The sequence below is a fragment of the Streptomyces jeddahensis genome (genome assembly GCF_001642995.1).
In the GTDB taxonomy this organism is placed as follows: domain Bacteria; phylum Actinomycetota; class Actinomycetes; order Streptomycetales; family Streptomycetaceae; genus Streptomyces; species Streptomyces jeddahensis.
In genome coordinates this window covers 1-24,402 of the sequence record NZ_LOHS01000023.1, presented here as the reverse complement: position 1 = coordinate 24,402, position 24,402 = coordinate 1, and the positions used below count along the sequence as shown (strand labels likewise).

Genomic DNA, 24,402 nt, shown 5'->3' with positions numbered 1-24,402 from the left:
GGTGTGCAAGGGAAGTCAAGTGAATTCTGCGGGAATTGGGACGCGGATTGGCCAGCGCCCGCTCGTTCGGGCGGTGGCGGTGAGGCGGACTCAGTCGCGGGCAGCCGCCGGCTCCCCGTGCCACGTGCGCCACAGCGCCGCGTACGCCCCGTCGGCCGACACGAGGCCCTCGTGCGTGCCGAGTTCGGTCAGACGGCCGTCCTCCATCACGGCCACCCGGTCGGCGTCGTGCGCCGTGTGCAGACGGTGCGCGATCGCGATGACGGTCCGCCCCTCGAGGACGGCGGCCAGCGCACGCTCCGTGTGGCGTGCGGTCGCCGGGTCCAGGAGAGCCGTGGCCTCGTCGAGGATCAGCGTGTGCGGATCGGCCAGCACGACGCGGGCGAGGGCCAGTTGCTGGGCCGCCGAGCCGTCGGTCCGAAATCCATCGGGGCCCAGCTCCGTGTCCAGGCCGTCCGGCAGCTCGTCCGTCCAGTCGGCACCGACGGCGGCGAGAGCGGCCCACAGTTGGGCGTCGGTGGCTGACGGCTCGGCGATCAGCAGGTTGTCGCGGACCGTGCCGAGGAACACGTGGTGCTCCTGCGTGACGAGGACGACCTGCCGGCGCAGCTGCTCGGGATCCAGGTCCGCGATCGGTACGCCTCCCACCGTCACCGTGCCGGCGCCCGGTGCGTCGATGCCCGCGAGCAGCCTGCTCAGGGTGGTCTTGCCGGCGCCGGAGGGCCCGACGATCGCCAGCCGCTCGCCTGGCCGCACCGTCAGGTCGACCCCGCGCAGCACCTCGCCCCCGCCGGGGTAGGCGTAGTGCACACCCGTCACGTCGATCCGGTCGTCCACCGGGGCCACCGGGGCCGTGGAACCGGCCGATGAGGTCTTCGGCGCCCGGGCCAGCCCCTCGACGCGGGCGAAGGAGGCGCCACTGCTCTGCAACTGCTCGATGCCCATCAGGATCGCGTCGAGCGGCTCGGGCAGCTGCCGCAGATACAGCGCCGCGGTCACCACGGCACCCAGGCTCAACACGTCGCGCGCGTGCAGCACACCGCCCACCAGCAGCACCGCGGCCACCGGGATCGTGTACGAGACCTCCACGACCGGGAAGAACACGCTGCGCAGGTACAGCGTGTGCAGTCGCGTGCGCCGCGACGTCTCGAGCGCGTCCCGGCTCGCGGTGACGCGGCGCCGCTGCAGCCCGAAGGCCTCGACCGTGCGCGCTCCCGAGGCGGTGGCCGAGAGGATCTCGGCGACCTCGGACGTCGCGGCACCCTCGGCGAGATAGGCGGCGCGCGCCCGCCGCAGATACCAGCGCAGCGCGAACCAGATGCCCAGCAAGCCCAGCACGCCGCAGCCGCCGAGCAGCGGGTCGACGGCGAAGACCGCGCCCAGCAGGAACAGCGCCTGCACCGTGTGGATGAGCATCCTGGGAGCCGTATCGCGCAGGGTGCTGCCCACCGCACTGACGTCGGCCGTGCCACGGGCCGTCAGATCACCGGTGCCCGCCCGCTCGACGGCCGAGGCGGACAGCGCCAGCGCCCGGTCGACGAACTCCTCACGCACGCGTGCCAGGGTCCGCTCTCCGAACCGGTGCCCCACATACCGGGCGTAGCGCGCCAGCAGCAGCTGCACCAGCGTGCACACCAGGAGGGCGAGCGCCAGCCGGTCCACCGCGCTCACGCCGCCACCCGCCCGGACCTCGTCGATGATCCGTCCGAGCAGCCAGGGACCAACGAGACCGGTGGCCGCGGCCAGCGCGTTGAGGACGAGCACGGCGGTGAAGGCGCGCCTGTCCGCACGGATCAGCCTGCCGGCCGCACGGCGTACGTCGGACGGTTCGGCGATGGGGAGTTGTGCCGTCGTACGTGGTGCCGTCGTACGTGGTGCCGTCGTACGTCGTGCCGTCGTACGCGTCGCCTTCCGAGCCGACTCCCGCGGCGATTCCTGCGTCTGCTTCCGCGGCGATTCCTGCGTCTGCTGCCGAGCCGACTCCTGCGCCTGCTTCCCTGGCGATTTCTGCGCCTGCTTCCGCGCCGTCATCGAACGGCCTCCTCTGCGTCCGCGTCGCGGGCCACGAGCGCGCGGTATCCGGGTTCGCCGTCCAGGAGTTCGCGGTGGCTGCCGACGGCGGCCACCTTGCCGTCGACCAGGTAATACACGGTGTCCGCCTGGTCCAGCAGCAGCGGCGATGTGGTGGTGACCAGGGTCTGGCGGCCGGAGCGCACGGCGCGCAGCCGGGCCGCGACGGCTGCCTCGGTGTGCGCGTCGAGCGCCGAGGTGGGCTCGACCGCCAGCACCACTTCGGGATCGGCCAGCAGCGCCCGGACCAGGCGTACGCGCTGCCGTTGGCCGCCGGAGAGATTGCGGCCCTGTGCGTCGATGGGCGAGTCGAGCCCGTCCGGCAGGCCGCGGACGATGTCGTCCGCGACGGCCGCGTGCACGGCGCGGGCGATGGCCGCCTCCTCCCTGCCGTCCGGTGCCCAGCGGCCGCAGACCAGGTCGCGCAGCGTGCCGGCGAACAGGTCCGCTTCGTTGTCCGCGACCAGGATCCGTTCGCGGACCTGCGGCAGGGCGATCCGGTCGAGGCGCACTCCGCCCCAGGTGGCCGCCGATTCGGTGTACCGGCCGAGGCGGTCGACGACGGCCGCGGAATCCGCCGGCCGCGCGCCGACCAACGCGGTGAGCCCGCCCGGCGCGACCTCGACGCCGGACTCCGGATCGCGCAGTGCGGACGGGGACGCGGGCGCGTCCAGCAGGGGCTCGGGGCGCTCCGGGGCCTCGGGCCGCTCCATAGCCTCCAGCCGCTCCGAAGGCTCCAGCGCCAGAAAACGTACGACCCGCCGGGCCGCCACCAGCCCCCGGCTGACCTGGTACGCACACTCGATGAAGAACGCCGCCGGCACCACGAGGACCGCGACATACCCGTAGACCGACACCAGCTCGCCCACGGTGATGGCGCCCTGCGCGGCCATCCGGGCCGCCAGCCAGGTCACGACGGCGAGGAACAGCATCGGCAGGCCGACCCCCAGCGCCTGGAGCCAGCTGGTCACCGCCCCGACCCGGTACCCCTCCACGAGCAGGTGCCGCGAGTCGCGCCGGAAGCTCGCTGCGTACAGCCCCTTGCCGCCGAGGCCGTTGAGGACGCGCAGGCCCTCCGCGAGGTCGCCGATACGGGCCGTGAGCCTGCCCTGCCGCTCGCGGTACCGCGTCTCCGAGCCCTGCAGCCGCCCCATGAGCGGCCGCACCAGTAAGCCGATCACCGGTACGCCGAGCAGCACCACCGCGGAGAGCGGCAGCGAGATCGACGACAGGAGCACGGCCACCACGATGTAGGCGGCGACCGAGCCGACGCCGGGGCCGACGATGGTCAGGCACTGGCTGATCGTCTGCACGTCGCTGACGCCGATGGTGACCACCTCGCCCGACCTGACCTGGCGCGGCAGCGCGGCACCCAGCCGGACCGCCTGCCCGATCACGACCTTGACCGTGCGGAAGTTGGCGTCCATCCGCACCCGGGTCATCGTGCGGTGCCGCATGATGCTCACCCAGGCGTTGAACGTCCCGAGGCCGAGGAGGACCCCGGTCCAGCCGGCCAGCGCGGCCAGGTTCCCCGGCTCGAGACCGTCGTCGACCGCGCGTGACAGCACGTACGGCGCGAGGGCCATGAGTACCAGCCACACGGAGCCGAGCAGCGCGCCTGCTGCGGCCCTGCCGAGCTGCCTGGTGACCAGCCACCACAGGTACCGGCCGCCGCTGCGACAGTCCGGAGTTCCAGGATCCGCGTACGCATCGATCATCCGGCCCCGCCTTTCATCCACCCGGCCCTTCGTCCACTCCCGCCGCGTACGGGTCCTACCCCTACGCCCCTACACGAGACTGTTGCGCCACGCCCGGTGCAGATCCGCGAACCGACCCTCGCCCGCGATGAGTTCGGCGGGTGTCCCGTCCTCCACGATGCGGCCGTGCTCCATGACGAGCACCCGGTCGGCGATCTCCACCGTCGACAGACGGTGCGCGATCACGACCGCCGTACGGCCGCTGAGCACCGTGTGCATCGCGCGCTGCACGGCCCGCTCGCCGGGGATGTCCAGGGAGCTGGTCGCCTCGTCCAGGATCAGCACGGCGGGGTCGGCGAGCAGGGCGCGCGCGAAGGACACCAACTGGCGCTGACCGGCCGAGATACGGCCGCCCCTCTTGCGTACGTCCGTGTCATAGCCGTCGGGAAGGGCGCTGATGAAGTCGTGCGCGCCGATGGCCTTCGCCGCCTGTTCGATCTCCTCGCGCGTGGCGTCGGGGCGGCCGATGGCAATGTTCTCCGCGACCGTGCCGGAGAACAGGAACGCCTCCTGGGTCACCATCACGACACCGCGCCGCAGTTCGGGAACGGCCAGGTCGCGCAGGTCGACGCCGTCGAGGAGGACCCGGCCCGCCGAGGGGTCGTAGAAGCGGGCCAGCAGCTTGGCGAGCGTCGACTTGCCCGCGCCCGTGGAGCCGACGACGGCCACGGTCTGCCCGGCGGGGATGGTCAGATCGAAGCGGGGGAGCACCTCGCCGCCCGTGCGGTAGCGGAAGGAGACGCCCTCGAAGACGACCTCACGGCCCGGGCGGTCACCGGCCAGAGGCGGCAGCGGGCGCGGCGACTCGGCCTCCGGCACGGACGGCGTCTGGTGGAGCAGACCGGCGATCTTGCGTAGCGAAGCGGCCGCCGACTCGTACGAGTTGAGGAACATCGCGAGCCGGTCGATCGGATCGTAGAGCCGCCGGATGAACAGGACCGCCGCGGCCAGCACACCCAGCTCCAGGGACCCGGCCGCGACACGGTAGGCGCCCCACAGCACCATGCCGGCCACGGCCGTGTTCGCCACCAGCCGGGAGCCGACGACATAGCGCGCCATCTCCAGCAGCGCGTCTCCGTTGCGGCGCTCGTGGCGGTGGTTGAGGACCGCGAAGTGCTCGTCGTTCGCCCGCTCGCGACGGAAGGCGCGGACGGGCCGGATGCCGTTCATCGTCTCCGCGAACTTCACGATCACGGCGGCGATCGCCGTCGACCGCTCCCCGTACACGCGGGCTGCGCGCCGCCGGTACAGCTGGATCAGCACGTACAGCGGCACGAACGACAGCGCGGCCACACTGCCGATGCCGAGGTCCAGCCAGAGCAGCATCGCGGTGATGTAGACGGAGGCGAGGATGACGTTGATCAGCTCCTGCAGCCCCTCGGCGAGCAGCTCGCGCAGGGACTCCACATCCGTCGTCGCGCGGGAGATGAGCCGCCCGGAGGTGTAGCGGTCGTGGAAGTCCACGCTGAGGGCCTGCGCATGGCGGAAGATACGGCCGCGCAGATCGAGGAGCACGTCCTGGTTGACGCGGGCAGACAGCCGTACGAATGCGTAGAGCAGCGCGCTGGAGGAGGCCGCCGCCAGCAGATAGCCGACGGCGACGGCGATCAGCGGCCCGTAGTCGTGCGCCCGGAACGCGGGTACGGCGTGGTCGATGGCGTACGCGACGAGCAGCGGGCCCGCCTGTACGGCGGCCTGCTGCAGGAGCAGGCAGAGGGCGACCGCCCAGACGGTGCGGCGGCGGGGTGCGAGCAGGGACCGCAGCAGGGCGCCGGTCGCGCCCTTGGGGGTCGGCAGGTCGTCCTGGTCGAACGGGTCGCCCTCGGTGGGGATGTCCGGCTCCTCGACGAGGTCGGGGGCGGTCTGTGGTGTCTTGGCTGCGGCGGTGGTGGTCACGGTGCGTCGTCCCCCTGTTCGCCCTGTTCCCGCTGTCTGTGACGGGGCTCGTCGTGCACGTTCCTGCTGTGTCTGTCCTTGCTGGGCCCGTCCTTGGTGTGCCCGTGTGTGCTGTCCCCGTCCGTGCTGTGCCCGTCCTCGCCCGACATGAGGTGCCGGTACTCGGCGTTCGTCCGCAGCAGCTCCTGATGTGTACCGACCGCGGCGATCCGCCCGCCCGACAGCAGCGCCACGCGGTCGGCGAGCAGCACCGTCGACGGCCGGTGTGCCACGACGAGAGCGGTGCTCTCGGCGAGCACCTCCCGTAGCGCCGCCTCCACCAGCGCCTCCGTGTGCACGTCCAGAGCGGACAGCGGATCGTCGAGCACGAGGAAACGGGGCTCGCCCACGACGGCCCGGGCCAGCGCGAGCCGCTGCCGCTGACCGCCGGAGAGGCTGAGGCCCTGTTCGCCCACCTGGGTGGCGGCCCCCTCCGGGAGCCGCTGGACGAACCCCGCCTGGGCGATGCCGAGCGCCCGGTCGAGGCGCTCGCGCTCGGCACGCCCATCGGCGCCTGTGCCGTCCGTGCCCATGTGGCCGTCCGCGCCCATGAGGACGTTCTCGGCCACCGACGCCGAGAACAGCGTCGGCTCCTCGAAGGCCACGGACACCAGGGTCCGCAGCTCCTCCCGCCCCATGGCGGTGATGTCACGCCCGTCCAGGGTGATGCGCCCACCGGTGATCTCGTGCAGGCGCGGCACGAGCGCCGTCAGGGTCGTCTTGCCACTGCCGGTGGCGCCGACGAGGGCCATGGTCTCGCCCGGCCGGATGTGCAGATCGATCCGCTCGAGGACGGGGGCAGATCCGCTCGGGGCGTCCGGGTACCGGAACTCGACCCCGTCGAACCGCAGTCCACCGTCGCCACCGCTACGGCCGCCAGCGCCGTCGCCTTCCCCGGTGTCGGTGTCGGCCGCAGCACCATCGCCACCGAAGGCCGAACCACCGACCGCACCTGGCGCCTCCTCCAGCGCGTCCATGACGTCGAAATACCGCCGGGTCGCGGTGGCCGCCTCCTGGCTCATGGCCAGCAGGAAGCCGATCGACTCGATGGGCCAGCGCAGTGCGAGGGCGGTGGACAGGAACGCCACCAGCGCGCCCGCCGACAGGTCACCGTCGGCGACCTGCACGGTGCCGAGGACGAGCGCGGCGCCCAGAGCCGTCTCCGGCAGGACGGTGATCAGGCACAGGATCCCGGCGAGGAGCCGCGCCTTGGTGAGCTCGGTGCCCCGCAGCGTGCGCGAGAGCTCACGGAAGGCCCGTGCCTGACTGCGGTGCCGCCCGAACCCCTTGATGATCCGGATGCCGAGCACCGACTCCTCGACGACGGTGGTCAGGTCGCCCACCTGGTCCTGCGCCGTGCGCGCGGCGGCAGCGTACTTCCCCTCGAAGCGGTAGCAGAGCGCCATGAGCGGTACGGCGGGCAGCAGCAGGACGAGCCCCAGCGTCCAGTCCTGCGCAATGAGGAGGCCGAAACCGGCCAGGACGGTCACGCCGTTGACCAGCAGGAAGGTCAACGGAAAGGCCAGGAACATCCGTACGACCATGAGGTCGGTCGTGCCGCGGGACAGCAACTGCCCCGAGGCCCACCGGTCGTGGAACGCCACCGGGAGGCGCTGCAGATGCCGGTACAGATCGGCCCGCATCGCCGCCTCGACGCCGGCCAGCGGCCGCGCCACCAGCCACCGCCGCAACCCGAACAGCAGGGCCTCGGCGACACCGAGCCCCAGCAGCAGGCCCGCGCCGAGCCACACCCCACCCGGATCGCGGTCGGCGACCGGTCCGTCCACGATCCACTTCAGTACGACGGGGAAGACGAGCGACAGGCAGGATGCCACGACGGCGACTGCCGCCGCGCTGAACCAGCGGGCTCGTACGGGGCGGACGTATGGCCACAGGCGCAGGAGGGATCGCACGGCGGAGGGGGGTGGGGTCCTGGGTGTCGCCGCGGCCGTGGGATCCGTGGTGGGTGCGGGTGAAGTGGACATCGCTGGCGAGCCTACGGTTCGCCACTGACAGTGCCCACCGAGTTTTGGCTGGACTGGCGTAGTCCGTTGGTCCTACGGCTGGATGTGGGTGGGTGGGGGCCCCACCCCCTACCCCACCGGCACAACCCGCAGCAACAAAACCGCCCGAGCCGGCACCGTCACCCCCACCCCCGCCGGGTGAACCACCCGCGGGGGCTCCCCCTGCTCCTCCCGCGACGTGTCCACCACCACCTCGTACCGCTCAGCCCAAGGCGCCCCCGGCAGCACGAAACTCACCGGCCGGTCCCCGGCATGCAGCACCGCGAGGAAGCTGTCGTCCACGACCGGCGCACCCCGCTCGTCGCGCCCGGGAATGTCGCGCCCGGACAGGTACATCCCCAGCGTCGCCGCAGGCGCGTACCAGTCCCGCTCGGTCATCTCCGTGCCGCGCGCCGTGAACCACGCCAGGTCCCGCAGCCCGTCCACGGAGTGGGGGCGCCCGGAGAAGAAGGCCCGCCGCCGCAGCACCGGATGCGCGTGCCGCAGGGCGATCAGACGGGACGTCAACTCGAACAAGGCGCGCCAGCCAGGGTCATCCAGATGCGACCAGTCGACCCAGCTGATCTCGTTGTCCTGGCAGTACGCGTTGTTGTTGCCGCGCTGCGTACGGCCCATCTCGTCGCCGGCGACCAGCATCGGTACGCCCGTGGAGAGCAGCAGCGTGGTCAGCAGGTTGCGGAGCTGCCGGCGGCGCAGGGCGTTGATGCGCTCGTCGTCCGTCTCGCCCTCGGCGCCGCAGTTCCAGGCCCGGTTGTCGTTCGTGCCGTCCCGGTTGCCCTCGCCGTTGGCCTCGTTGTGCTTGCGCTCGTACGACACGAGGTCCCGCAGCGTGAAACCGTCATGTGCCGTCACGAAGTTGACCGATGCGTACGGCCTCCGGCCTCCCCATGCGTACAGGTCGCTCGAGCCCGACAGGCGGTAGCCCAGGTCGCGTACGTCCGGCAGCGCGCCCCGCCAGAAGTCGCGCACCGCGCCCCGGTAGCGGTCGTTCCACTCGGTCCACAGCGGTGGGAAGGAACCCACTTGGTAGCCGCCCGAGCCGACGTCCCACGGCTCGGCGATGAGTTTCACGCGCCGCAGCACCGGGTCCTGCGCGATCACCGCGAGGAACGGCGACAGCATGTCGACGTCGTGCATGGCGCGCGCGAGGGCCGCCGCGAGGTCGAAGCGGAAGCCGTCGACGCCCATCTCGGTCACCCAGTAGCGCAGGGAGTCGGTGATGAGCCGAAGGACCTGCGGCTGGACCACGTGCAGGGTGTTCCCGCAGCCCGTGTAGTCGGCGTACCGCCGTGCGTCCGGCTGGAGGCGGTAGTAGCCGCGGTTGTCGATGCCCTTCAGGGACAGCGTCGGACCCAGCTCGCCGGCCTCCGCCGTGTGGTTGTAGACGACGTCGAGGATGACCTCGATCCCGGCCGCGTGCAGGGCTCGCACCATCCGCCGGAACTCGCCGACCTGCTGCCCGGTGGTGCCGCTCGCCGCGTACGCCGCGTGGGGGGCGAAGTAGCCGATGGAGTTGTAGCCCCAGTAGTTGCGCAGGCCCTTGCTCAGGAGGTGGTCCTCGTGCGCGAACTGGTGCACGGGCAGGAGTTCGACCGCCGTCACTCCGAGGCGTACGAGATGGTCGATCGCTGCCGGGTGGGCGAGGCCCGCGTACGTGCCGCGCAGCTCCTCGGGTATGTCCGGGTGAAGTTTGGTGAAGCCGCGGACGTGCAGTTCGTAGATGACCGAGTCCGCCCACGGCGTCTTCGGGCGGCGGTCGTCGACCCACTCGTCGTCGGGGTCGTCGTCGTGAACGACGACGCCCTTGGGGACGAACGGCGCGGAGTCCCGCTCGTCCCGCACGGTGTCGGCCACCTCCTGCTGCGGCCAGTCCCGCACATGGCCGTACACCTCCGCCGGTAGCCGGAAGTCGCCGTCCACCGCGCGCGCGTACGGGTCGAGGAGTAGCTTCGCCGGGTTCCAGCGGGCGCCGGTCCAGGGGTCCCAGCGACCGTGCACCCGGTAGCCGTACCGCTGCCCGGGCATCACGCCCGGCACGAAGCCGTGCCAGATCTCGTGCGTCAGTTCGGTCAGCGGGCAGCGCGTCTCGCGGCCCTCGTCGTCGAAGAGGCACAGCTCGACCGCCTCGGCCCCTCCCGCCCAGAGCGCGAAGTTGGTGCCCGCAACCCCGTCGGGTCCGACCCGGAAGCGTGCTCCGAGCGGGGTCGGCGCCCCCGGCCACGCCGGGACGGCCGGCAGCGCCGGTTTCCTGCTGCGGCCGTTCAGCGCGGCGGCGGGGCGCTCGGGCGTCCCGTTGCCCGTGCGCCTGCCCTCCTGAACTGCCTCCTGCTCGGCTGCACTCGACACCTGTCAGCCTCCCGCGGCTCGGTTGGACGAGGCGCGACGGAAGGGCGTGCGGCATCGCCCCTCTTCTCGGCTCGTTCGCCTCCGGGGCGCTGCAGCCGGTGCCGGGAGCCCGACCGCGCTCGGCCCGCCGGGCCTGAAGCACGCTCGAGCTCTCGACGTCGGCGCGCCCCTGCGGCTCACGGGCGCAGCTCCCCACGCGTCGTCCTCCCCAGTGTTCTGCCCACCGCGCGGCTCGCACTCACGTTTCCCCAGGAGGGGGAGAACCGGTTTCCCTGGCAGGGGGACGATCGTTGGTCCGGGCATGATCGAGAAAGTTCACAAAGTGGCGCGCAACAGACGCGCAGGCGCCGCACTGGCTGCCGTTCTGACATGGGCCTGCCTGCTGGCGGGAGCGGCCGGATGCACTTCGGACGGGGTGGCCGGCAAGCCGTCGTCCCTCGAGGACACGATCCGTATCTCGCCGGCCGACGGCAGCAAGGGCGTGCGTGTCGACGCGCCCATCAAGGTGTCGGTGCCCGATGGACGGCTCGAGTCCGTGAAGGTCGTCAGATCCCAGGACGCCCAGGACTACCCGGTGCCGGGCCGTATCTCCCAGGACGGCATGAGCTGGCGGCCGGACGCCGACAAGCTGGAGCTGGCCGCCAAGTACACGGTCGACGCGGTGGCACTGGACAGCAGGGGCCGCCGGTCCGCCCGGCACACGACGTTCACGACGGTCGTCCCCGACGAGCGGTTCATCGGCTACGTCACCCCGGAGAACCGTTCCACCGTGGGCACCGGAATGATCGTCTCGCTGGAGTTCAACCGCGAGATCGAGAACCGCGCGGCCGTCGAACGCGCCATCCGCGTCCGGTCGGAACCGGCCGTCGAGATCGCCCCGCACTGGTTCGGCAACACCCGCCTGGACTTCCGCCCGCAGAACTACTGGAGACCCGGCACCGAGGTCACCGTCGATCTGCGGCTGCGCGACGTGGAGGCCGCGCCGGGAGTCTACGGACTCCAGAAGAAGACCTTCTCGTTCACCATCGGCCGCAGCCAGGTCAGCCGGGTGGACGTCGCCGCGCACACCATGCAGGTGCGCCGCGACGGCGAGCTCATCGCCACCATGCCCATCACCGCGGGCGCACCCAAGACCACCACGTACAACGGGAAGATGGTGGTCACCGAGATGCTCGAGACGACCCGGATGAACAGCCGAACGGTCGGTTTCGGCGGTGAGTACGACGTGCCGGACGTCCCGCACGCCATGCGGCTCACCACCTCCGGCACGTTTCTGCACGGCAACTACTGGATCCACAACGCCTTCGGGGTCGCGAACGTCACCCACGGGTGCATCGGATTGCGCGATGTACGGGGCGGCAACCAGGACACACCGGCCGCCTGGTTCTTCGACCGGAGCCTCATCGGCGACGTCATCGAGGTGGTCAACTCAGCCGACAAGGAAGTCGCTCCCGACAACGGCCTCAACGGCTGGAACATGGACTGGGACGAGTGGAAGGCGGGCTCCGCGGACTGACGCCCCCTCAGCCGGTCCCCGACCCGCACCACCGTCACCAGGCCTCATTGCGATTGAAGTTGGAACTGAACGGTGACAATCGCAGGGAGGCATGGCCGTCAGCCGTGTGGTTAATTTGCGCAGTGCGCGCGTGACGCGCGGGGGGCGGGCCTGACCAGGCCGTGCGAGGGGAGAAACATCTTGAACGGGCGACCGATATCGGGGGCGCCGACGGGGGCGCGGCCGCGCCCGGCGCGAAGCGGCGGTGCGGGGCGAGGGACTGTCAAGAGGCGTCGGGGCCGTAGGGGCCGGCCCGGTGGCACGAGTCATCTCGCCCTGCTGCTCGGGGCCTTGCTGATACTCGTCACGGCGTGCGGCGGGGGCGGCGGCTCGAAGTCCGGCAGCGGTGACGACAAGGGCCGCAAGGGCTCGGACAAGGCGGCAGAGGCGACGGCGCCCTCGCAGGCCGTCGTGAAGATATCCCCGAAGGACGGCGCCGACGGCGTCGCCACGACCGGCGCCCTCAAGGTCACCGCGGACAAGGGCAAGCTCACCGAGGTCGAGGTCGAGGACTCCAAGGGCAACCCGGTCGAGGGGAAGATCACGGACGGCGGCGCCACGTGGAAGCCCGCGCACCACCTCGCCTCCGCGACCAAGTACAAGGTCCACGCGGTGGCGGAGGACTCCGAGGGCCGTCAGTCGGCCAAGGACGCCACCTTCACCACCCTCGAACCCGAGAACACCTTCATCGGCTACTTCACGCCCGAGGACGGCTCGAAGGTCGGCGTCGGCATGCCCTTCTCGATCCGCTTCACGCGCGGCATCACCAACCCCGAGGACGTCGAGAGGGCGATACAGGTCAAGGCCGAGCCGTCCGTGCCTGTCGAGGGCCACTGGTTCGGCAACGACCGCCTGGACTTCCGCCCGGAGAAGTACTGGAAGGAGGGCACGAAGGTCACCGTGAAGCTCAACCTCGACGGCGTCGAGGGGCGGCCCGGCGTCTACGGCAAGCAGGCCAAGACCGTGTCCTTCACCATCGGCCGCAACCAGGTCTCCGTCGTCGACGTCAAGACCAAGAAGATGCAGGTCATGCAGGACGGCAAGGTCATCAAGACCATCCCCGTCACCACCGGCAAGCCCGGCTACGACACCTGGAACGGCCAGATGGTCATCAGCGAGAAGTACACGGTGACCCGCATGAACGGCGAGACGGTCGGCTACGCCGGCGAATACGACATCAAGGACGTCCCGCACGCCATGCGCCTGACCACCTCGGGCACCTTCATCCACGGCAACTACTGGGGCGGCGACGCCTTCGGCAACTACAACGCCAGCCACGGCTGCGTAGGGCTGCGCGACGTGCGCGGCGGCTACGACAAGAACGTGCCCGCCGCGTGGTTCTTCAACAACTCGCTGATCGGCGACGTGGTCGTGGTCAAGAACTCCAACGACCGGACCGTCGACCCGGGCAACGGGCTCAACGGCTGGAACATGTCGTGGGAGAAGTGGACGTCGTAGGCGACTTCGACGCTGACGGGCCCGGTGTGACTGAGAGCACCGGGCCCGTTGTCGTTAGTGGCCGTTAACCTGCTCCCCATGACCGTACATCTCGAAGTCGCCGAAGGCATCGGCACCATTCGCCTCGACCGCCCGCCGATGAACGCGCTGGACATCGCCGTCCAGGACCGGCTCCGCGAGCTGGCCGAGGAGGCCACGCGCCGCGATGACGTACGCGCCGTGATCCTCTACGGCGGCGAGAAGGTGTTCGCGGCCGGCGCGGACATCAAGGAGATGCAGGCCATGGACCATACGGCGATGGTCGTACGCTCCCGGGCCCTGCAGGACTCCTTCACGGCCGTGGCCCGCATCCCCAAGCCCGTCGTCGCCGCCGTCACCGGCTATGCGCTCGGCGGCGGCTGCGAGCTGGCGCTGTGCGCCGACTACCGGATCGCCGCGGACAACGCCAAGCTCGGTCAGCCGGAGATCCTCCTCGGCCTGATCCCGGGCGCGGGAGGCACCCAGCGGCTGCCCCGGCTGATCGGCCCCTCCAAGGCCAAGGACCTCATCTTCACCGGCCGCATGGTGGCCGCCGATGAAGCCCTCTCGATCGGCCTGGTGGACCGCGTCGTACCGGCCGCCGAGGTGTACGAGCAGGCGCGCGCCTGGGCGAGCAGGCTCGTTCAGGGACCGGCCATCGCGCTGCGCGCCGCCAAGGAGTCCGTCGACGCCGGCCTGGAGACGGACATCGACACGGGCCTCGCGATCGAACGCAATTGGTTCTCGGGCCTGTTCGCCACCGAGGACCGCGAGCGCGGGATGCGCAGCTTCGTGGAGGAAGGGCCGGGCAAGGCGAAGTTCCTGTGACCTGGGTGCAGCCAACTCTCCTGTGAATCAGGAAGTTGAGCCGCCGTCGGTTGCGGCCGTGCGATCGGATGGGGCCGGCGTCAGTGCGCGTCGGCCCAGGCCGAGTTGGCCGGCGTCAGTGCGCCGGCCCAGGGCGGGTCGCTCGATGGAGCGGAGTGAGCGTGCTGTGACAGAGCCTTTTGCGGGCTGTCGCCGCAGCACTCCGCGATCATTCGTGAACGCGCAGTCACCGCAGGTCAGGCGGGCTCTACGAGGCCCTCTCCGCCGTGGGCATATGCCCACGCGGTCGCCCTGAGTGAAGAACTCCAGGCCGCGTATTCCTGCGGAACCCCTCCGCGGAGCGCTCCGGGCGGCCATGATGGGGGCATGGCAGCGGGGCTGGAGGGTTTCGAGCGGCCGCGACGGCTGGGCGGTGCGACAGCGGCGCGCTGGTCACCGGCGGTGGAGGACGAACACGCGATCAGGGCGCTGGACTTGTACGGCAATCCGGCAGAGGCAGAGGTCTCGCTGCCGTCACGCCCCGAGTCCGCGGCCACCGCGCGCCGGCTCGCACAGGTCGTGACCCTTCGTCACTGGGGGCTCTCCCCGAGGGTGACCGAGGATGTCGTGCTTCTCGTCTCGGAACTCGTCGGCAACGCCGTGCGCCACACGGGCGCCCGCATCTTCGGTCTCGGCATGCAGCGCCGTCGCGGCTGGATCCGGGTCGAGGTGCGCGACCCCTCCCGCGGGCTGCCCTGTCTGATGCCCGTGCACGAGCTCGACATCAGCGGCCGCGGCCTCTTCCTGGTCGACAGGCTCTCCGACCGCTGGGGTGTGGATCTGCTGCCGCGCGGCAAGACCACCTGGTTCGAGATGCGGGTCTGAAGTCGATGGGCGCGGGTCGGCGTCCTCGACGTGGCGTGCTGACACACAGAAGCCCCCGTTCGCCGTTGTGCGGCGGTTGGGGGCTTCTGTGGAGTGCCGTGGACGCGGTGGGGTGTGCTCCACGGCAGCTGTTGAACGACCTGGCCCGGGTCAATGGTGGTCGTGGATCCGACTATGTCAGACAACAGCCGTTGATCCAAGGTCCCCATTCGGGCATATGTGCTCAATATGGCTGAAATCCAAGATGAATCCTCGGTGATGTCGGCCACCTGCCTGGTAAATATCGGCTGAACGCGACTGAAATCAGCCATTCTGCAAGATCTTTTCGGCCGCCGAGGGGCGCGCAGCGTGGCCCGCACCGCCCGGAACCGGATCAATCTACAGCCAGCCTGGCAAGTCGCCCTTAAATGGGTCGAGTGACCACTGCCGACCGTCGCTCAGCCCTGCGTACGGGTGCCGGGCTCGCCGTCGCGGGCACGCTGACCGCCGGGTGTTCCACGAGCGGCCCGGCGCGCTCCGCGGAAGTCCGTCCGGGGCAGCCCTCGGCACGTCCGGCGGCCCCTGCCGAACACTCCGCCGCGCCCGGCCCTCGCCGTTTCCCCGGTCTGCCCGCCCAGATCACCCACAGCCCCCGCGGACGCCCGCAGGTGGCGCTCACCTTCCACGGCCAGGGCGAGCCCGCCGCCGCCCTGGCGCTGCTCGAGACGGCCGAGCGGGCGGACGCCCGGGTCACCGTGCTCGCCGTCGGCACATGGCTCGACGAGCATCCGGAGCTCGCCCGCCGCATCCTCGACGGCGGCCACGAGCTCGGCAACCACACCCTCAACCACCGCGCCGTCAACGCCATGTCCGAGGCCGAGGCGGCCGCGGAGATCAACGGCTGCGCGGACCGGCTGCGCCGGCTGACCGGCTCCATCGGCAGTTTCTTCCGGCCGTCCCAGGCGAAGGAGGCATCCCCGCTCGTCGAACGCCTCGCCCGCAGCGCGGGCTACCCGCATGTCCTGTCGTACGACGTCGACTCGCTCGACTACACCTCGCCCGGGCCCGAGGCCGTCGTCCGCACCGTCGGCGGACTGGTGCGTCCCGGGTCGGTGGTGAGCCTGCACTTCGGGTACGCGGACACGGTCGCCGCGCTGCCCGCCCTCCTCGACCTTCTCGACCGCCGCGGACTGCGCGCGGTGACCACCACGGAGCTGCTGACCTGATGCCCCTGCACCTGACCCTCACCAAGCGCGCCGGCGTGACGCTCGCCGGTGCCCTGCTGGCCGCACTCGCGGGCTGCGGCGCGCCACCGTCCGGCCGGGCGGACCAGGAACTCGGCACGCGGGGTGCGGCCACTCCGTCCACCAGTCCGGCCGTCAAGTCGCCCGTCCAGGTGCCCGCCAGGCCGAAGGCGATCAAGGGGCTGGCGGGGATGCCACCCGTGCTCGACCCGAAGGACGTGTACGCGGCTGACCGGCCCGGCAGGCTCTCGCCGGTCGTCAAGGACTTCCCGTCCCGCGTCTACGTCCCCAACACCGAGTCCAACACGGTGTCGGTCATCGACCCGGAGACGTACAAGGTGATCGAGACGATCCCGGTCGGCATCCAGCCCCAGCACGTCGTCCCCTCCTGGGACCTGAAGACCCTGTGGGTCAACAACAACCGCGGCCACACGCTCACCCCCATCGACCCGAAGACCGGGAAGGCGGGCGATCCCGTCGAGGTGCACGACCCGTACAACCTCTACTTCACGCCGGACGGGAAGTACGCCGTCGTCATGGCCTCGCTCGACCGCGAGCTGGTCTTCCGCGACCCGCACACCATGAAGCGCGTCAAGTCCGTGCCGGTCAGCTGCTACGGCGTCAACCACGCGGACTTCTCGCTCGACGGCCGGTACTTCATCGTCTCCTGCGAGTTCTCCGGCGAGCTGCTCAAGGTGGACACGGCGAAGATGGAGGTCATCGGCCAGCAGAAACTGCCCTTCTCGGGCGCCATGCCGCAGGACGTGAAGCTGTCCCCGGACGGCAAGACCTTCTACATCGCCGACATGATGGCCGACGGCATGTGGGTGCTCGACGGGGACAAGTTCACCGAGCCGAAGCTGCTGCCCACGGGGAAGGGCACGCACGGCCTGTACGTCAGCCGCGACTCGAAGGAGATGTACATCTCCAACCGCGGCGAAGGCACCATCTCCGTCTTCGACTTCGCCAAGAACAAGCTGACCAAGAAGTGGAAGCTGCCGGGCGGAGGCAGCCCCGACATGGGCGGCGTCTCGGCGGACGGCGAGGTCCTGTGGCTGTCGGGGCGGTACAACTCCGAGGTGTACGCCATCGACACGCGCACCGGCCAGCAGATCGCCCGCATCCGCGTCGGCGGCGGTCCGCACGGCCTGGCCGTCTACCCGCAGCCGGGCCGGTACTCGCTGGGGCACACGGGCGTCTTCCGCTGACGGGACGCCGGGTCCCCGGCTTGAGTCTCCACCCAGTGGAAGGCCCAGACTCCGAGACATGATCGACGACGGCACCGGGCTGTTCACCATCGGGCAGCTCTCCCGTCGCACCGGCCTGTCGGTGCGCACCATCCGCTACTGGTCGGACGAGGGAGTCCTGCCGCCCGTGACCCGCTCGGAGGGCGGCTACCGGCTCTACGACGCCGAGTCCCTCGCCTGCCTCGAACTGATCCGCACCCTGCGCGAGCTGGGCCTGGGCCTCGACGACGTACGCAGGGTGGTGGCGGGCGAGAGGACCGTCGCGGAGGTCGCGGCCGCCCATGTGGCGGCGCTCGACGCGCAGATCCGGACGCTGCAGGTGACCAGGGACGTGCTGTCGACCGTGGCACAACGCGGTTCCACCGCAGAGGAGATGACACTCGTGCTGTGTCTTCTGGGGGATACCCCCAGACCCCCGAGCTGGCGCGGCTCTCGGCCGCCGAACGCAGGCGCATCATCGACGACTTCGTGGAGGAGACGTTCGCCGGCCTGGACTCCGCCGACCCCCTGGCGCACGCGCGCGTGGCGTCGCCCCGGAGTCGCCGGAGGCGGCCGAGGTGCTGCGGGAACTGCTCGGCGACGGCGACCGTGCCGCCGTACTGGAACGCCTCGAGACGTCGGCGGAGGCCAAGGTCGAGCGCTATCGCGAACTGACGGCGATCGTGAACGGCCGCGCGTACCGGCCCGGACACGTCGAGGAGTTCGCCTGGGTGATCGCCGCACTCCGGGCAGAACTGGGCCGTTGACCCTCGCCTTTCCTTATGCCGCTAATCTGACCGACGTCAGTAGGTACCAGGAAGGGGCGGATCCGGTGGCGGACATCGAGGAAGCACGCAGGGCATTCGAGCGGTTCGACGTGGATGGTGACGGCTACATAACGGCCGCCGAGTTCAGCAGCGTCATGGCGCAGCTGGGTGACTTCCATGTCACCGAGCCCGTGGCGGAGGCCGTGATCGCCGCCAAGGACACCAACAAGGACAAGCTGCTGTCGTTCGACGAGTTCTGGACTTCGCTCAACAAGAACGCCTGAGCATCCGGCCTCGGCCGAGGGCCCGGCGCACCTGCCCGGAGGCGGGGGCGCCGGGCCCTTTCGCGGCGTGGGCGGTGCAGGCACCGCCGTGGCACGTACCCGTTCACCAAGCTTGACGATCAAGAGCCAGACGGGGGTTCCTTGTCGAGCAGCTCGGCCAGCTCACCGAGCAGCTTTCCTCGAAGGACCAGGTCGGGGCCCTGCCCGTCAGCACTCGATGATGTTCACCGCGAGACCGCCCCGCGCCGTCTCCTTGTACTTGACGGACATGTCGGCGCCCGTGTCCTTCATGGTCTTGATGACCTTGTCCAGGGACACCTTGTGGCTGCCGTCGCCGCGCATCGCCATCCTCGCGGCCGTGACGGCCTTGACCGCCGCCATGCCGTTGCGCTCGATGCAGGGGATCTGCACGAGGCCGCCGACCGGGTCGCAAGTGAGGCCGAGGTTGTGCTCCATGCCGATCTCGGCGGCGTTCTCGACCTGCTCGGGGGAGCCGCCCAGGACCTCGGCCAGTGCCCCGGCGGCCATCGAGCAGGCCGAGCCGACCTCGCCCTGGCAGCCGACCTCGGCGCCGGAGATGGAGGCGTTCTCCTTGAACAGCATGCCGACCGCGCCCGCAGCCAGCAGGAAGCGGACGACGCCGTCCTCGTCGGCGCCGGGCACGAAGTTCATGTAGTAGTGCAGGACCGCCGGGATGATGCCCGCGGCGCCGTTCGTGGGCGCGGTGACGACGCGGCCGCCCGCGGCGTTCTCCTCGTTCACGGCCATCGCGTACAGAGTGATCCACTCCATCGCGTGCGCGAGCGGGTCGCCCTCGGCGCGCAGCTGGCGCGCGGAGGTGGCGGCGCGGCGGCGGACCTTGAGGCCGCCGGGCAGAATGCCCTCGCGGGACATGCCGCGCGCCACGCACGACTGCATGACCCGCCAGATCTCCAGGAGGCCCTCGCGGATCTCGTCCTCGGTGCGCCAGGCCTTCTCGTTCTCCAGCATCAGCGAGGAGATCGACAGGCCCGTCTCGCGGGTCAGGCGCAGCAGCTCGTCGCCCGTGCGGAAGGGGTACTTCAGGACGGTGTCGTCGAGTTTGATGCGGTCGGCGCCCACCGCGTCCTCGTCGACGACGAAGCCGCCGCCCACCGAGTAGTACGTCTTCTCGAGCAGCGCCCCGCCCTCGGCGTCGTACGCCCAGAGAGTCATGCCGTTGGCGTGGTACGGGAGCGCCTTGCGGCGGTGCAGGATCAGGTCCTGGTCGAAGTCGAAGGGGATCTCGTGCTCGCCGAGCAGACTGATCCGCCCGGCCGACTTGATCTTCTCGACGCGCTCGTCGGCGGTCTCCACGTCGACCGTGCGCGGGGACTCGCCCTCGAGCCCGAGAAGCACGGCCTTCGGGGTGCCGTGGCCGTGGCCGGTCGCGCCCAGCGAGCCGTACAGCTCGGCGCGTATGGAGGACGTCTGGGTGAGCAGGCCCTCGTTGCGCAGCCTGCGGGCGAACATCCGGGCCGCCCGCATCGGCCCGACGGTGTGGGAGCTCGACGGGCCGATGCCGATCGAGAACAGGTCGAAGACCGAGATGGCCACGGGGAACTCCTTGGGGTACTGCTGCGAGAGAACATGGGGCGGGGCACCGCGCGCTGGTGCGGTCCGTTGCCGGACTCCGGTCTGTTTCAGTGTGCGCGGTGCCCCGTGGGCCCCTGGCTGTGTGCCGAGGTGGCTACTTGCCGAGGGCGGGGTAGAGCGGGTACTTGGCGGTGAGGGCGGCGACCCGGGCCTTGAGGGCTTCGGCGTCGTACGAAGGCTTGAGCGCCTCCGCGATGACGTCCGCGACCTCGCGGAAGTCCTCGGCCTGGAAACCGCGCGTGGCCAGGGCCGGGGTGCCGATCCGCAGGCCGGAGGTCACCATCGGCGGGCGCGGGTCGTTCGGAACGGCGTTCCGGTTGACCGTGATGCCGACCTCGTGGAGACGGTCCTCGGCCTGCTGGCCGTCCAGCTCGGAGTGGCGCAGGTCGACCAGGACCAGGTGGACGTCCGTACCGCCGGACAGGACGGAGACGCCGGCCTCGGTGACATCGGGCTGGACCAGGCGCTCGGCGATGATCTTCGAGCCCTCGAGGGTGCGCTGCTGGCGCTCCTTGAACTCGTCGCTCGCCGCCACCTTGAAGGAAACCGCCTTCGCCGCGATGACGTGCTCCAGCGGGCCCCCCTGCTGGCCGGGGAAGACCGCCGAGTTGATCTTCTTGGCGAGCTCCTGCGTGGACAGGATCACACCGCCGCGCGGGCCGCCCAGCGTCTTGTGGGTGGTCGTGGTCACGACGTGGGCGTGCGGCACCGGGTTGGGGTGCAGCCCGGCCGCGACCAGCCCGGCGAAGTGCGCCATGTCCACCATCAGGTACGCGCCGACCTCGTCCGCGATCCGGCGGAACGCGGCGAAGTCCAGCTGCCGCGGGTACGCCGACCAGCCCGCCACGATCAGCTTCGGCTTCGACTCCTTGGCCAGCCGCTCGACCTCGGCCATGTCCACGACGCCGGTGTCGTCCACGTGGTAGGCGACCACGTTGTAGAGCTTGCCGGAGAAGTTGATCTTCATGCCGTGGGTCAGGTGCCCGCCGTGCGCCAGGTTCAGACCCATGATCGTGTCGCCCGGCTTGAGCAGCGCGAACATCGCCGCCGCGTTCGCCTGTGCACCCGAGTGCGGCTGCACGTTCGCGGCCTCCGCACCGAACAGCGCCTTGATCCGGTCGATGGCGATCTGCTCGACGACGTCCACGTGCTCGCAGCCGCCGTAGTAGCGCCGGCCGGGGTAGCCCTCGGCGTACTTGTTGGTCAGCACCGAGCCCTGCGCCTCCATGACGGCCACCGGAGCGAAGTTCTCCGAGGCGATCATCTCGAGCGTGGACTGCTGGCGGTGGAGCTCGGCGTCGACGGCGGCGGCGACGTCCGGGTCGAGCTCGTGGAGGGAGGAGTTGAGAAGCGACATCGAGGTCCCGTTCGGTGCGGCGGTCATACGGTCGGTCACCGGGTTGAGGTACCGGTTGGAGTGCCGGGTTCAGTTACCGGAGAAGGCGGCGTACTCGTCGGCGGAGAGCAGCTCGGCCGGCTCCTCCGTGACGCGTACCTTGAACAGCCAGCCGCCCTCGAAGGGGGCGGAGTTCACCAGCGACGGGTCGTTGACGACGTCCTCGTTGATCTCGGTGACCTCACCGGAGACGGGCGCGTACAGATCGCTGACCGACTTGGTCGACTCCAGCTCGCCGCAGGTCTCGCCCGCGGTCACCGTGTCGCCGACCTCCGGGAGCTGGGCGTAGACGACGTCGCCGAGCGCGTTCGCCGCGTACTCGGTGATGCCGACCGTCGCGACGCCGTCCTCGGCGGCCGACACCCACTCGTGCTCTTTGCTGTAGCGCAGCTGCTGGGGGTTGCTCATGACCTGAATTCTCCTGTACGCGGGGGAGTGGTGGTGAACCGGTGGTGTTTGCGATCCGACGCGGTCCCGGACGAGCCCCTGAGGGCCGCCGGGCACTGTGTCACTTCTGGCGCTTGTAGAACGGCAGCGCCACGACCTCGTACGGCTCGTGGCTGCCCCGGATGTCGACACCGACACCCGGCGTGCCCGGCGCGGCGTGGGCCGGGTCGACGTATGCGATCGCGATGGGCTTGCCGAGCGTGGGCGACGGGGCGCCCGAGGTGACCTCGCCGATCACCGTGCCCTCGGCGACGACCGCGTACCCGGCCCGCGGCACGCGGCGGCCCTCGGCGATCAGCCCGACGAGCTTGCGCGGCGGGTTCTTCTCGGCCCGCTCGGCGGCTTCGAGCAGGGCGGCACGCCCGACGAAGTCACCGTCGTTGGAGGTCTTGTCAAACTTGACCACTCGTCCCAGGCCGGCGTCGAACGGGGTCAGTGAGGTGGACAGCTCATGCCCGTACAGCGGCATGCCCGCCTCCAGGCGGAGCGTGTCGCGGCACGACAGCCCGCACGGGACGAGACCGGCCGGGGCGCCCGCCTCGGTGAGCGCCTGCCACAGCTTCTCGGCGTGCTCGGGCGCCACGAAGAGCTCGAAGCCGTCCTCGCCGGTGTAGCCGGTACGGGCGATCAGTGCGGGGACACCGGCGACGGTGCCGGGCAGACCGGCGTAGTACTTCAGGCCGTCCAGGTCGGCGTCGGTCAGCGACTTCAGGATGCCGGGGGACTCGGGGCCCTGGACGGCGATCAGTGCGTACGCGTCACGGTCGTCGCGTACGGCCGCGTCGAAACCGGCCGCGCGCTCGGTGACGGCGTCCAGCACCACCTGCGCGTTGGAGGCGTTCGCGACGATCATGTACTCCTGCTCGGCGAGCCGGTACACGATCAGGTCGTCGAGGATGCCGCCGTCCTCCCGGCAGATCATGGTGTAGCGGGCGCGGCCGACCGCGACGGCGCCGATGTCGCCGACCAGCGCGTAGTCCAGCAGGTTCGCGGCGTCCGGTCCGGTGACGGTGATCTCACCCATGTGCGACAGGTCGAAGAGGCCGGCCCTGGTGCGTACGGCGTTGTGCTCGTCACGCTCGCTGCCGTACCGCAGGGGCATGTCCCAGCCCGCGAAGTCGGTCATGGTCGCGCCGAGCGTGCGGTGGAGCGCATCGAGGGCGGTCTTGCGAAGGGCATTGCTCATAGGGGGGTGCTCCCAGGGCATGACGGGCGAGGTCGAGTCGATCCTCCCCATCTGTCATCGGAACCTGAGAGGTTCGCCACGAGCCCGGGGCCCGCGGCTTGCACCGTGGGTGGAGTCGCCTCCGGCTGGGCAGGAACAGGACTGCCCGGCTATGACGACTCGCTTTTCAGATGTGCCTCGCCCGCGCGGTATCGGGGCCTGAGAGATTCAAGGGAGGGACTTGCTCCTTCGGCGCCCCAGCCAGGACCTGTCTGGATCTTCCAGGACCTACTAGGTCCTACCAGGGCCTGGCAGGACCTGGACGGCTGAGGGCTCTCCCGCGCGGATTCAAGCGGCCGGTATGCAGTTGGCGGGCCCATCATTGCACGCCTCCCGGGGCAGTGTCCCAGGGGAGCAACAGGATTGTTCCGGGAGCAACGAGCCGGTAATGAGCTTGTCTCGCATTACTCTCTCTTTACACTCGTCAGGGCAGAGTGATGTGACCTGACGGGGAGGACGATCACGGTGCACAGGACGAGCGCATACGCGACCACGACCGGGGTGGCGCTGCCGGAGCAGCCCGCCGCCACGGTCGCGAAGAACCGTGGCCGCCTCCCCGAGGCCGTCGTACGCGACCTCCGGGACCGGGCGGGCCACGGCCCGCGCCGCCTCTCCTTCGCCGCAGGCGACATCGTCGTCGTGTCCGGACTGCCGGGCAGCGGGAAGTCCACGCTGATGCGGCGGGCCGTGGCCGGTGCGCGGGTCGACTCGCAGGACACCCGGGACCGCTGGGACGGCCGGGTGTCCCCCCTTCTTCCCTACGCGGTCTACCGCCCCCTCGTCCGCCTCGCGCACTACGCCGGGCTGCACCGCACGCTCCGCTCCGGCGCCAGCGTCGTCGTCCACGATTGCGGCACGCAGTCCTGGGTCCGCAGGTGGCTGGGGCGCGAGGCCCGGCGACGCGGCGCCACCCTGCACCTGCTGCTGCTCGACGTCACGCCGGACACGGCACTGGCGGGGCAGCGGGAGCGCGGCCGCGGGGTCTCCCGGTACGCGTTCGCGCGGCACCGCAGGGCGGTGACGCGGCTGATCCGCTCCGTCGAGCAGGGCGAACTGCCGCCCGGCTGCTCGTCTGCGGTACTGCTGGACCGGGCGGGGGCGGATGTACTGCGGGCGGTGGACTTCGACCGCTAGCCCCCGGCGGGTGGGCGGGTGGCCGGTGCGCCCTCTGCCGGGGGATGGTTTTCGGGACGTGCGCGTCTGCGGGCCGTCGGCTGGTGCGCCACCTGCCGGTGGCTGGGTCGGGGCCGCGCCGGGATGTACGTCCTCGGTCTGGCGCCGAGCCGTACGTCGTTGAAGGGAGCCCTACGGTTGCGCCAGCCGCTGCGGGCGCACATCCCGCCACGTCCCCTTCGGCACGCGGGC

Annotated in this window: 17 protein-coding genes, 1 pseudogene and 1 riboswitch; of the genes and pseudogenes, 9 read left to right on the top strand and 9 right to left on the bottom strand. The window is 70.8% G+C overall.

The window, feature by feature from the left end:
- Window positions 1-90 precede the first annotated feature (90 nt).
- From STSP_RS02165 to glgX, 5 genes are all read right to left on the bottom strand, one after another.
- Window positions 91-2,031 carry an ABC transporter ATP-binding protein gene (locus STSP_RS02165; protein ID WP_232789493.1) on the bottom strand — a complete coding sequence of 647 codons (1,941 nt, stop codon included), beginning with the start codon at window positions 2,029-2,031 and terminating at the stop codon, window positions 91-93.
- Complete coding sequence (locus tag STSP_RS02160) at window positions 2,028-3,788, bottom strand: ABC transporter transmembrane domain-containing protein (RefSeq protein WP_067271196.1); 1,761 nt, start codon at window positions 3,786-3,788, stop codon at window positions 2,028-2,030. The genes STSP_RS02165 and STSP_RS02160 overlap by 4 nt, the downstream gene beginning before the upstream one ends.
- 69 nt (window positions 3,789-3,857) lie before the next feature.
- Window positions 3,858-5,660, bottom strand: coding sequence for an ABC transporter ATP-binding protein (locus STSP_RS02155; RefSeq protein ID WP_232789495.1), 1,803 nt, complete (start codon window positions 5,658-5,660; stop codon window positions 3,858-3,860).
- A gap of 59 nt (window positions 5,661-5,719) precedes the next feature.
- Window positions 5,720-7,747 carry an ABC transporter ATP-binding protein gene (locus STSP_RS02150; RefSeq protein ID WP_078066824.1) on the bottom strand — a complete coding sequence of 676 codons (2,028 nt, stop codon included), beginning with the start codon at window positions 7,745-7,747 and terminating at the stop codon, window positions 5,720-5,722.
- 108 nt (window positions 7,748-7,855) lie between these two features.
- Window positions 7,856-10,132 (bottom strand): glycogen debranching protein GlgX, encoded by a 2,277-nt coding sequence (gene glgX / locus STSP_RS02145; protein ID WP_067271190.1) that lies wholly within the window; start codon window positions 10,130-10,132, stop codon window positions 7,856-7,858.
- Window positions 10,133-10,433: 301 nt separating this feature from the next.
- On the opposite strand from glgX, the gene STSP_RS02140 reads away from it, so the two are divergent.
- The 8 genes and pseudogenes from STSP_RS02140 to STSP_RS02105 all read left to right on the top strand — a co-directional run bounded on the left by STSP_RS02140 (window position 10,434) and on the right by STSP_RS02105 (window position 18,355).
- Window positions 10,434-11,648 carry a L,D-transpeptidase gene (locus STSP_RS02140; protein WP_078066823.1) on the top strand — a complete coding sequence of 405 codons (1,215 nt, stop codon included), beginning with the start codon at window positions 10,434-10,436 and terminating at the stop codon, window positions 11,646-11,648.
- A 180-nt stretch (window positions 11,649-11,828) separates the two neighbouring features.
- Window positions 11,829-13,145, top strand: coding sequence for a L,D-transpeptidase (locus STSP_RS02135; RefSeq protein ID WP_078066822.1), 1,317 nt, complete (start codon window positions 11,829-11,831; stop codon window positions 13,143-13,145).
- A 78-nt stretch (window positions 13,146-13,223) separates the two neighbouring features.
- Window positions 13,224-13,991, top strand: a complete 768-nt coding sequence (locus STSP_RS02130; RefSeq protein ID WP_067271239.1) for an enoyl-CoA hydratase/isomerase family protein — start codon at window positions 13,224-13,226, stop codon at window positions 13,989-13,991.
- A 291-nt stretch (window positions 13,992-14,282) separates the two neighbouring features.
- Window positions 14,283-14,855 carry an ATP-binding protein gene (locus STSP_RS02125; RefSeq protein WP_232789494.1) on the top strand — a complete coding sequence of 191 codons (573 nt, stop codon included), beginning with the start codon at window positions 14,283-14,285 and terminating at the stop codon, window positions 14,853-14,855.
- A gap of 407 nt (window positions 14,856-15,262) precedes the next feature.
- Window positions 15,263-16,060, top strand: a complete 798-nt coding sequence (locus tag STSP_RS02120; protein ID WP_067271185.1) for a polysaccharide deacetylase family protein — start codon at window positions 15,263-15,265, stop codon at window positions 16,058-16,060.
- On the top strand, window positions 16,060-17,286 hold the full coding sequence (locus STSP_RS02115; RefSeq protein ID WP_078066821.1) for a YncE family protein: 1,227 nt from the start codon (window positions 16,060-16,062) through the stop codon (window positions 17,284-17,286). The genes STSP_RS02120 and STSP_RS02115 overlap by 1 nt, the downstream gene beginning before the upstream one ends.
- A 58-nt stretch (window positions 17,287-17,344) precedes the next feature.
- Window positions 17,345-18,071, top strand: a pseudogene (locus STSP_RS02110) (MerR family transcriptional regulator).
- A 65-nt stretch (window positions 18,072-18,136) separates the two neighbouring features.
- Entirely contained in the window at window positions 18,137-18,355 is a 219-nt protein-coding gene (locus STSP_RS02105; protein WP_067271183.1) for an EF-hand domain-containing protein, read from the top strand.
- Window positions 18,356-18,562: 207 nt separating this feature from the next.
- On the opposite strand, the gene STSP_RS02100 is transcribed toward STSP_RS02105, so the two are convergent.
- From STSP_RS02100 to gcvT, 4 genes are all read right to left on the bottom strand, one after another.
- Window positions 18,563-19,930, bottom strand: a complete 1,368-nt coding sequence (locus STSP_RS02100; RefSeq protein ID WP_067271182.1) for an L-serine ammonia-lyase — start codon at window positions 19,928-19,930, stop codon at window positions 18,563-18,565.
- 133 nt (window positions 19,931-20,063) lie between these two features.
- On the bottom strand, window positions 20,064-21,326 hold the full coding sequence (gene glyA, locus STSP_RS02095) for a serine hydroxymethyltransferase (protein ID WP_067271234.1): 1,263 nt from the start codon (window positions 21,324-21,326) through the stop codon (window positions 20,064-20,066).
- Window positions 21,327-21,395: 69 nt separating this feature from the next.
- The gene (gcvH, locus tag STSP_RS02090) at window positions 21,396-21,773 is read right to left on the bottom strand and encodes a glycine cleavage system protein GcvH (RefSeq protein WP_067271180.1); all 378 of its coding nucleotides are present in this window, start codon (window positions 21,771-21,773) and stop codon (window positions 21,396-21,398) included.
- A 100-nt stretch (window positions 21,774-21,873) separates the two neighbouring features.
- Entirely contained in the window at window positions 21,874-22,998 is a 1,125-nt protein-coding gene (gene gcvT, locus STSP_RS02085) for a glycine cleavage system aminomethyltransferase GcvT (RefSeq protein ID WP_067271178.1), read from the bottom strand.
- 176 nt (window positions 22,999-23,174) lie between these two features.
- A riboswitch (glycine riboswitch) is annotated at window positions 23,175-23,328 on the bottom strand.
- A gap of 168 nt (window positions 23,329-23,496) precedes the next feature.
- Between gcvT and STSP_RS02080 the strand changes: the two genes are divergently transcribed.
- Entirely contained in the window at window positions 23,497-24,171 is a 675-nt protein-coding gene (locus STSP_RS02080; RefSeq protein WP_067271177.1) for an AAA family ATPase, read from the top strand.
- Window positions 24,172-24,402 lie beyond the last annotated feature (231 nt).

Bases quoted from the DNA above. Each gene is read 5' to 3' on its own strand.
- STSP_RS02160 (WP_067271196.1), bottom strand. From the start codon at position 3,788: ATGATCGATGCGTACGCGGATCCTGGAACTCCGGACTGTCGCAGCGGC.
- STSP_RS02115 (WP_078066821.1), top strand. From the start codon at position 16,060: ATGCCCCTGCACCTGACCCTCACCAAGCGCGCCGGCGTGACGCTCGCC.
- gcvT (WP_067271178.1), bottom strand. From the start codon at position 22,998: ATGAGCAATGCCCTTCGCAAGACCGCCCTCGATGCGCTCCACCGCACG.
- STSP_RS02120 (WP_067271185.1), top strand. From the start codon at position 15,263: ATGGGTCGAGTGACCACTGCCGACCGTCGCTCAGCCCTGCGTACGGGT.
- gcvH (WP_067271180.1), bottom strand. From the start codon at position 21,773: ATGAGCAACCCCCAGCAGCTGCGCTACAGCAAAGAGCACGAGTGGGTG.
- glyA (WP_067271234.1), bottom strand. From the start codon at position 21,326: ATGTCGCTTCTCAACTCCTCCCTCCACGAGCTCGACCCGGACGTCGCC.
- STSP_RS02130 (WP_067271239.1), top strand. From the start codon at position 13,224: ATGACCGTACATCTCGAAGTCGCCGAAGGCATCGGCACCATTCGCCTC.
- STSP_RS02140 (WP_078066823.1), top strand. From the start codon at position 10,434: ATGATCGAGAAAGTTCACAAAGTGGCGCGCAACAGACGCGCAGGCGCC.
- STSP_RS02150 (WP_078066824.1), bottom strand. From the start codon at position 7,747: ATGTCCACTTCACCCGCACCCACCACGGATCCCACGGCCGCGGCGACA.
- STSP_RS02165 (WP_232789493.1), bottom strand. From the start codon at position 2,031: ATGACGGCGCGGAAGCAGGCGCAGAAATCGCCAGGGAAGCAGGCGCAG.